Genomic DNA, 8,000 nt, shown 5'->3' with positions numbered 1-8,000 from the left:
TGTTTTCCGCTCCGTTTCCGGCGCTTCGTTCATCCAACTCGCTGGTGTCTTCTGCGGCTTGACGCCCCGTCCGACGTTTCAAACTCTAGCCGATCCCCGCTCCGAAAAGCGAATCGACCGCAATCCAATAAAACGAACACGCCGAATAGGAACCAAGCCGCGACAAGACGCGACCCGGCCCGAACCGGGAAATGGTGTTTCAAAAGGATTGGCTGCCCCGGGACCGTCCGCGCGGAGATGCGTGTCCGGTGCTCCCAGCCAGGCAGCTCGAAGAACTCTACGCGTGATCGCGACCGGATGCAAACGGGGTGCAAAGGGCCGGCCGGACCCCGGGGAGAGGAGTCCGGCCGGCACGACCGCGGGGCGGGGGATCAGCTGTTGGTGGGGAAGCCGAGGTTGATGCCGCCGTGCGAGGGGTCCAGCCAGCGCTGGGTCACGGCCTTGCCGCGGGTGAAGAACTGCACGCCGTCCGGACCGTACGCGTGGGCGTCGCCGAACAGGGAGGCCTTCCAGCCGCCGAAGGAGTAGTAGGCGACCGGGACCGGGATCGGCACGTTGATGCCGACCATGCCGACCTCCACCTCGAACTGGAAGCGCCGGGCCGCGCCGCCGTCGTTGGTGAAGAGGGCGGTGCCGTTGCCGTACGGGTTGGCGTTGATCAGTGCCAGGCCCTCGTCGTAGGAGGCGACGCGCACGACGGAGAGGATCGGGCCGAAGATCTCGTCGTTGTAGACGGACATGCCCGGCTTCACGTGGTCGAACAGGGTGGGGCCGAGCCAGAAGCCATCCGAGGTCGGGGCGCCGTTCTCGTCCTCGGCGGTGACCGGGTGCTTGCGGCCGTCCACGGCGAGCTCGGCGCCGTCGGCGACCCCGGACTCGACGTAGGAGGTGACCTTGTCGCGGTGCTGGCCGGTGACCAGCGGGCCCATCTCGGAGTCGCCGTTGCAACCGGGGCCGACCTTCAGGGTGGCGATCCGCTGCTTGATCTTGTCGACCAGCTCGTCGCCGATCGGGTCGACCGCGACCAGGACGGACACGGCCATGCAGCGCTCGCCGGCCGCGCCGAAGCCCGCATTGACGGCGGCGTCGGCGGCCAGGTCGAGGTCGGCGTCGGGCAGGACCAGCATGTGGTTCTTGGCGCCGCCCAGGGCCTGCACGCGCTTGCCGTAGCGCGTACCGGTCTCGTAGACGTAGCGGGCGATCGGGGTGGAGCCGACGAAGCTGACGGACTTGACGTCCGGGTGCTCCAGCAGGCGGTCCACGGCGGCCTTGTCGCCGTGCACGACGTTGAAGACGCCGTCCGGCAGGCCGGCCTCCTTCCACAGCCCGGCGAGGAAGTTGGCGGCGGACGGGTCCTTCTCCGAGGGCTTCAGGACGACGGTGTTGCCGGCCGCGATCGCGAGCGGGAAGAACCACATCGGCACCATGGCCGGGAAGTTGAACGGCGAGATGATCGCGACCGGGCCGAGCGGCTGGCGGATCGAGTAGACGTCGACGCCGGTGGACGCCTGCTCGGTGAAGCCGCCCTTGACGAGCTGCGGGATGCCGCAGGCGTACTCGACGACCTCCAGGCCGCGGGCGATCTCGCCGAGCGCGTCGGAGTGGACCTTGCCGTGCTCGGACACGATGATCGCGGCCAGCTCGTCGCGGCGGGCGTTCAGCAGCTCGCGGAAGGCGAACAGCACGGTGGTGCGCTTGGCGACCGAGGCGGTGCGCCACTCGGCGAAGGCCGAGGCGGCGGCGGCCACGGCCTGGTCGACCTCGGCGATCCCGGCGAAGTCGACCTGGCCGGCGACCTGGCCGGTGGCCGGGTCGAAGATGTCACCGCGGCGGGGCGCCGCGCCGGCGGTGGCGACGGGCTCGCCGCCGATCCAGTGAGTGATGTGCTTGCTCAAGTCCGTCTGCCTCCGAAGTCCCGGGCGGCGTCCTGCCGCCGGTCCTGTCTGGCGCCGCCCGCGAGTGGGCCGGGCGACGGGATTCACGGGGCTACCGCGCTCGTCTCCAGTCTGGTGGCCGCCGCGCCAGGCCTCAACGAACAGGCTGACGGGGATCGCGGATTCAGCCTTACAGGTCGTCCGGTTGCTCGGCCGAACGCGTGAGAGAGCACGAACGTGTGAAGCCGGACCCGCAAGGACGAACGCGCGAGGACGAAGCGCCGCCACCCCGCGTTCAGGACTCCTCGTCCTCCAGGTACGGGTCGTGCAGACCGTCGGCCGCCTCCTGGGTCTCCAGCAGGTCCAGCCGCAGGTCCTGGGCCCAGGCGAGCGCCCACCGCTTCAGCCCGCCGACCGCTCGTGCCGCGACACCCCGGGCCCGGAACCGCCCGTCCGCCGCCTCGGCCAGCGTCTCCAGCCGGTCGGCGAGCGCCGCGGGCTGGAAGTCCGCGTCCAATTCGCCTGCCAGTGCGAGGAGCTCGCCCTCCCGGTAGCAGTCGGTGAGGGCGTGCACATCAACCAGGTCCCGCGGCATGCCACGGTCCACCAGCAGCGCGGTGGTGAGCGCGGCGGCGTCCTCCAGGGCGACGACCGGCAGGACCACCGGCAGGACGACTGGCGGCGCCACCGGCGGGACCGCCGACAGCACCACCGCCGGCTCGCCGGGCGGGGGCGCGGCAAGGTCGAAGCGCACCGGCCGGTGGGCCAGCGGCTCCTTCCGCAGCTCCACCGAGTGCGACCGCCCGCCGAGCGCGAGCCGAACGGTGAGCTGCTCCAGTCGCGGCGTGCCCGGGCGTTCGGCGACCCCGCCGCCGGCCGCGCGGTAGGCCTCGCCCAGCGCGGCGGCCACCTCCGGCAGGTCGGCCCCGCCGGTCACCAGGGTGAGGCCGTCCTGCGGGCAGGCCGCGACGCCGTGGGCGCGCAGCGCGTGCCCGCCGGCCAGGGCGAGCCCGTACCGGTCGCAGACTGGGGCCGCCAGTGCGGCGAGGCGCAGCTGGGCCGGGCCCGGTCGAAGGGGCGCGTCGACGGCGTCCGGGGCGGTGGTCACGTTTCCAGTCTGACGCGACCGCCCGCCCCGCGCGCCACCGCCGGCCGGGGCCGGAGCCCGGACCGCGGGATCACCAGCCGCTGAGCCCGGCCGCGGCCTCGTGCAGGGCGAGTTCCAGCAGCACCGGGTCGTTGAGCCGTCCGGAGCCGTCGGGCGGGACCAGCCAGCGCACCCCGCGGCTGCGGCGCTCGGGGTGCGGGACGACGATCCAGGTGCCCTCCCCCGCGCTGCGCACGCCCGTGCCGATCCAGCGGGCGGCGGTGCCGACGGGGACCAGGAAGCTGACGTGCTCGTCCCCGAAGTCGGTGAGGACGGGGCCGCAGGAGCCGGTGTCCAGGATCTCCAGGGCCGGGCGCCCGAGCCGTCCGGGGACGGAGAGGACGTCCCAGCGGCGGCCGGCCGGTAGCAGCATCAGCCCCAGTCCGGTGCGCTCCCATTGCTCCCGGAAGGCCTCCGGGTCCGGTGCCACCTGGGCGAGCCAGTGCAGTCCGGTGCTCTCCATGTCTGTCCCCGCTTCTTGCCGCTGGTTCCGGTCGGGTCGTCCCGGTCGGGACGCGGCGGGGAGACCGAGACCCGCCGTCACCAAGGAGAGGCGGACGGCGGGTCTCTCTTACACGGATAACACGGATGACACGGATAACGCGGACAACGGGGTCAGCTGTCGAAGCCGAGCCCCATGCGGTCGAGCGTGCGCAGCCAGAGGTTGCGGTGGCCGCCGTTGCGGTCCGCGCGCTCCAGCGAGCGGGTGGTGATCTCGATCCCGGCCCAGCGCACCGGCTCGGGCGGGAACGGCAGCGGCTTGCTGCGCACCATGTCCAGCGAGGTGCGCTCGGTGCGCTCGCCGGACAGCAGGTCGAGCATCACTTCGGCGCCGAAGCGCGTCGCGCCGACGCCGAGCCCGGTGTACCCGGCCGCGTACGCGACCTTGCCCCGGTAGGCGGTGTCGAAGAACGCCGAGAACCGGCTGCAGGTGTCGATGGCGCCGCCCCAGGCGTGGGTGAACCGCAGGCCCTCCAGCTGCGGGAAGCAGCGGAAGAAGTGGTTCGCCAGCGTGCGGAAGGTCTCCGGCCGCTGGTCGTACTCGTGCCGGACGTGGCCGCCGTAGTGGTAGACGGCGTCGTAGCCGCCCCACAGGATCCGGTTGTCGGCGGAGAGCCGGAAGTAGTGGAACTTGTTGGCGCTGTCGCCGAGTCCCTGCCGGCCGCGCCAGCCGATCGCGGCGAGCTGTTCGTCGCTGAGCGGCTCGGTCATCAGCGCGTAGTCGTACACCGGCACGACGTACGGCCGGACCCTCTTGACCAGCGACGGGAACACGTTGGTACCGAGTGCGACGCGCCGGGCGAAGACCCGTCCGTACGGGGTGCGGACGGCCATGCCGCTGCCGTACTCCCGCAGGTCGGTGGCCCGGGTGTGCTCGAAGATCCGCACGCCCTGGCCGAGGCAGGCGTCCCGCAGGCCCCAGGCGAGCTTGGCGGGGTGGACCATCGCCACGCCCTCCTTGTCCCAGAGACCGCCGAGGAAGGTCGGCGAGTCGACCTCGGCGCGCAGCTCGTCGGCGTCCAGGACGGTGATGTCGAAGCCGTACCGGGCGACGGCCTCGGCGATCTCGTGGAGTTCCTCGACCTGGTGCGGCTGGGTGGCGACGTCGATCTCGCCGGTGCGCTCCCACTCGGCGTCGATGCCGTAGCGCTTGAGGGTGGCCTCGATGCCGTCCAGGTTGGCGGCACCGAGGCGTTCCAGCTGGGCGAGTTCGGCGGGCCAGCGTTGCAGGCCGTTGCCGAAGCCGTGGGTGAGGCTGGCCGCGCAGAATCCGCCGTTGCGCCCGGACGCGGCCCACCCGACCTCGTTGCCCTCGACCAGCACGACGTCCAGCGAGGGGTCGCGTTCCTTGGCGATGAGGGCGGTCCAGAGGCCGGAGTAGCCGCCGCCGACGACCAGCAGGTCGCAGGTGGTGTCGCCGACCAGGGCGGGCAGCGCCGCCGGCCGGCCCGGGTCCTCCAGCCAGAAGGGGGTGGGCCTGGCGTCACTGAGTGCGCGGGCGGAGTCCATGCATTATCAGCCACTTTCTGTACTTAGGCGATGATTTGTTCGGCCACCACACCCGACCGTACGTCAGGCGGTGGCCTTCCGGCGGTTGCCCAGCCACTGGCCGCCGACGGTCAGCGCGACGGCGGCGATGAACATCGCGGTGCCGATGACGTTCACCTGCACCGGGATGCCGCGCTGCGACGCGCCCCAGACGAACATCGGGAAGGTGACCGTGGTCGGGCCCGAGTTGAACTGGGTGATGATGAAGTCGTCGAAGGAGAGCGCGAAGCTGAGCAGCGCTCCCGCCGCGATGCCGGGGGAGGCCAGCGGCAGGGTGACCCGCAGGAAGGTCTGGGTGGGGGTCGCGTAGAGGTCCTGGGCGGCCTGTTCGAGCCTCGGGTCCATGCTCATCACGCGGGCCTTGACGGCCGTCACCACGAAGCTGAGGCAGAACATGATGTGCGCGATGAGGATGGTGGTGAAGCCGAACGGGATGCGCATGTTGAGGAACAGCGTCCCGAGCGAGGCGGCCATGACCACCTCGGGCATGGCCATCGGCAGGAAGATCATCGCGGTGGTGGCCGAGCGGCCGCGGAAGCGGTAGCGGGCCAGCGCGAAGGCGACCATGGTGCCGAGCACGGTGGCGCCGATGGTGGCGAGCACCGCGATCTGCAGGCTGAGCGAGAGCGACTGGCACATGTCGGCCACGCCGCAGGGGTTGGTCCAGGCGTCGGTGGAGAACTCGTTCCACTCGTAGTTGAACTTGCCGACCGGCTTGTTGAACGAGAAGGCGAGCACGACCAGGTTGGGCAGCACCAGGTAGGCGAGGGCCAGCAGGCCGGCCAGCACCACCAGGTGGGCGCGTATCCACTTGGTAATCCGGGACATCAGACCAGTTCCTCCGTCCCGGCCTTGCGCATGTAGACCGTCACCATGCCCAGGATCAGGGCCATCAGGATGAAGCTCAGTGCGGCAGCCGTGGGGTAGTCGAGCACGTTCAGGAACTGCTTCTGGATGCCGTTGCCGACCATCTGCTCGCTCGGCGAGCCCAGCAGCTGGGCGTTGATGTAGTCGCCGGAGGCCGGGATGAAGGTGAGCAGGGTGCCGGCGACCACCCCGGGCAGCGAGATCGGGAAGGTGACCTTGCGGAAGGTGGTGAACGGCCGGGCGTACAGGTCGCCGGCCGCCTCGTGCAGGCGGGGGTCGATCCGCTCCAGCGAGGTGTACAGCGGCAGGATCATGAACGGCAGGAAGTTGTAGGTGAGACCGCAGACCACGGCGAGCGGCGTGGCGAGCACCCGGTCGCCGGAGGTGAGGCCGAGCGCGTTGGTGACGTCCAGGACGTGCAGGGTGTTGAGCACTCCGACCACCGGCCCGCCGTCGGACAGGATGGTCTTCCAGGCCAGCGTGCGGATCAGGAAGCTGGTGAAGAACGGCGCGATGACCAGGATCAGGATGACGTTGCGCCAGCGCTTGCTGGCCTTGAAGGCGATCGTGTACGCGAGCGGGTAGCCGACGGCCAGGCAGAGCACGGTGGCGATGCCCGCGTAGGAGAACGAGCGGACGAAGTGCCACTTGTACTCGACCAGGGCGTCCCAGTAGGTCGCGAGGTGCCAGGTGACCTTGAAGCCCGCTTCGAGCGAGCCGGTCTGCAGCGAGGTGGACGCCTGGTAGACCATCGGGACGGCGAAGAAGACGACGAGCCAGGCGATGCCGGGCAGCAGCAGCCAGTACGCGGTGAGCTTGCGCTTCGGCTTCCGCGCCGGTTCCGCGAGCGGTATGACCTGTGACGGGGCGGCCGGGGTGGTGGTGGTCATGCGGCCTCCTCCGCGGTGCCCGCGTCGATCGCCTGCGCGGCGTCCAGGGCGAAGGAGTGCGCCGGGTTCCAGTGCAGCAGGACGGGCGCGCCGGGGACGATCCGGGCGTCGCGCTCCATGTTCTGCTCGAAGACGGTGACCTCCTGGCCGCCGTCGGTGCGCACCACGTACTGGGTGGAGACGCCGATGAAGCTGGAGTCGAGGACGGTGCCGGCCAGCCGGTTGCGGCCGTCGGCGACCTCGGCGGAGGCGTGCGCGATGGTGATCTTCTCCGGGCGCACGCCCAGGTGGACCTGCCTGGCCTCGGTGGCGCAGCGCGCCTTGGGCACGGCGAGGCGGACGCCGGCCGCGCTGAGCAGCAGGTCGCCGCCGTCGGTGCCGGTGACCTCGGCGGGCAGCAGGTTGGACTGGCCGAGGAAGTTGGCCACGAAGGTGGTGGCGGGGTTCTCGTACAGCTCGGCGGGGGCTCCCAGTTGCTCGACCCGGCCGCCGTTCATCACCGCGATGGTGTCGGCCATCGTCATGGCCTCCTCCTGGTCGTGGGTGACGTGCACGAAGGTGATGCCGACCTCGGTCTGGATCCGCTTGAGCTCCAGCTGCATCTGGCGACGCAGCTTGAGGTCGAGCGCGCCGAGCGGCTCGTCGAGGAGCAGCACCTGGGGGTGGTTGATCAGGGCGCGGGCGACGGCGACGCGCTGCTGCTGGCCGCCGGAGAGCTGGTGCGGCTTGCGCCGGGCGTACTGGCCGAGTTCGACCAGCTCCAGCATCTCCTCGACCTGCTTCTTGACGTCCTTGCGGCCGCGGCGGCGCAGGCCGAAGGCGACGTTCTCGAAGATGTCGAGGTGCGGGAAGAGCGCGTAGCTCTGGAAGACGGTGTTCACCGGCCGCTTGTACGGGGGCAGGGCGGTGACGTCCTGGCCGCCGATCAGGACGGTGCCGCTGGTGGGCTCCTCCAGGCCCGCGATCATGCGCAGGGTGGTGGTCTTGCCGCAGCCGGAGGCGCCGAGCAGGGCGAAGAAGGAGCCCTGCGGGACGGTGAGGTCGAGCGGGTGGACGGCGGTGAAGGCGCCGTAGGTCTTGCCGATGCCGGTGAGGCGGACGTCGCCGCCGGCGGCCGCGTCGCGCTGCTGGTCTGTCATGGGTGTCTTCCTGGGTTCTCTGCCGGGAGTGGGC

General features: G+C 71.0%; 7 protein-coding genes. All 7 read right to left on the bottom strand.

What is annotated here, in order from left to right; translation table 11 throughout:
* Nucleotides 1-371: 371 nt before the first annotated feature.
* Nucleotides 372-1,895, bottom strand: coding sequence for a CoA-acylating methylmalonate-semialdehyde dehydrogenase (locus tag AC07AL_RS22710; RefSeq protein WP_350882849.1), 1,524 nt, complete (start codon nucleotides 1,893-1,895; stop codon nucleotides 372-374).
* Nucleotides 1,896-2,169: 274 nt separating this feature from the next.
* Nucleotides 2,170-2,982: a nucleotidyl transferase AbiEii/AbiGii toxin family protein gene (locus tag AC07AL_RS22705; RefSeq protein ID WP_363624853.1), complete on the bottom strand. Its 813-nt coding sequence runs from the start codon at nucleotides 2,980-2,982 to the stop codon at nucleotides 2,170-2,172.
* 70 nt (nucleotides 2,983-3,052) lie between these two features.
* A complete protein-coding gene (locus AC07AL_RS22700; RefSeq protein ID WP_363585759.1) occupies nucleotides 3,053-3,484 on the bottom strand; it encodes a bifunctional DNA primase/polymerase in 432 nt (143 codons plus the stop codon).
* A gap of 152 nt (nucleotides 3,485-3,636) precedes the next feature.
* Nucleotides 3,637-5,031 carry an NAD(P)/FAD-dependent oxidoreductase gene (locus AC07AL_RS22695; RefSeq protein WP_363585758.1) on the bottom strand — a complete coding sequence of 465 codons (1,395 nt, stop codon included), beginning with the start codon at nucleotides 5,029-5,031 and terminating at the stop codon, nucleotides 3,637-3,639.
* Nucleotides 5,032-5,094: 63 nt separating this feature from the next.
* Entirely contained in the window at nucleotides 5,095-5,898 is an 804-nt protein-coding gene (locus tag AC07AL_RS22690; RefSeq protein ID WP_363585757.1) for an ABC transporter permease, read from the bottom strand.
* Nucleotides 5,898-6,827 carry an ABC transporter permease gene (locus AC07AL_RS22685; RefSeq protein ID WP_350882859.1) on the bottom strand — a complete coding sequence of 310 codons (930 nt, stop codon included), beginning with the start codon at nucleotides 6,825-6,827 and terminating at the stop codon, nucleotides 5,898-5,900. The genes AC07AL_RS22690 and AC07AL_RS22685 overlap by 1 nt, the downstream gene beginning before the upstream one ends.
* The gene (locus tag AC07AL_RS22680; RefSeq protein ID WP_363585756.1) at nucleotides 6,824-7,966 is read right to left on the bottom strand and encodes an ABC transporter ATP-binding protein; all 1,143 of its coding nucleotides are present in this window, start codon (nucleotides 7,964-7,966) and stop codon (nucleotides 6,824-6,826) included. The genes AC07AL_RS22685 and AC07AL_RS22680 overlap by 4 nt, the downstream gene beginning before the upstream one ends.
* Between the last annotated feature and the right edge of the window lie 34 nt (nucleotides 7,967-8,000).

The sequence above is a fragment of the Kitasatospora sp. NPDC043949 genome, from assembly GCF_056435365.1.
The sequence above is the reverse complement of the archived record's forward strand: the minus strand, read 5'-3'. Positions and strand labels throughout refer to the sequence as shown.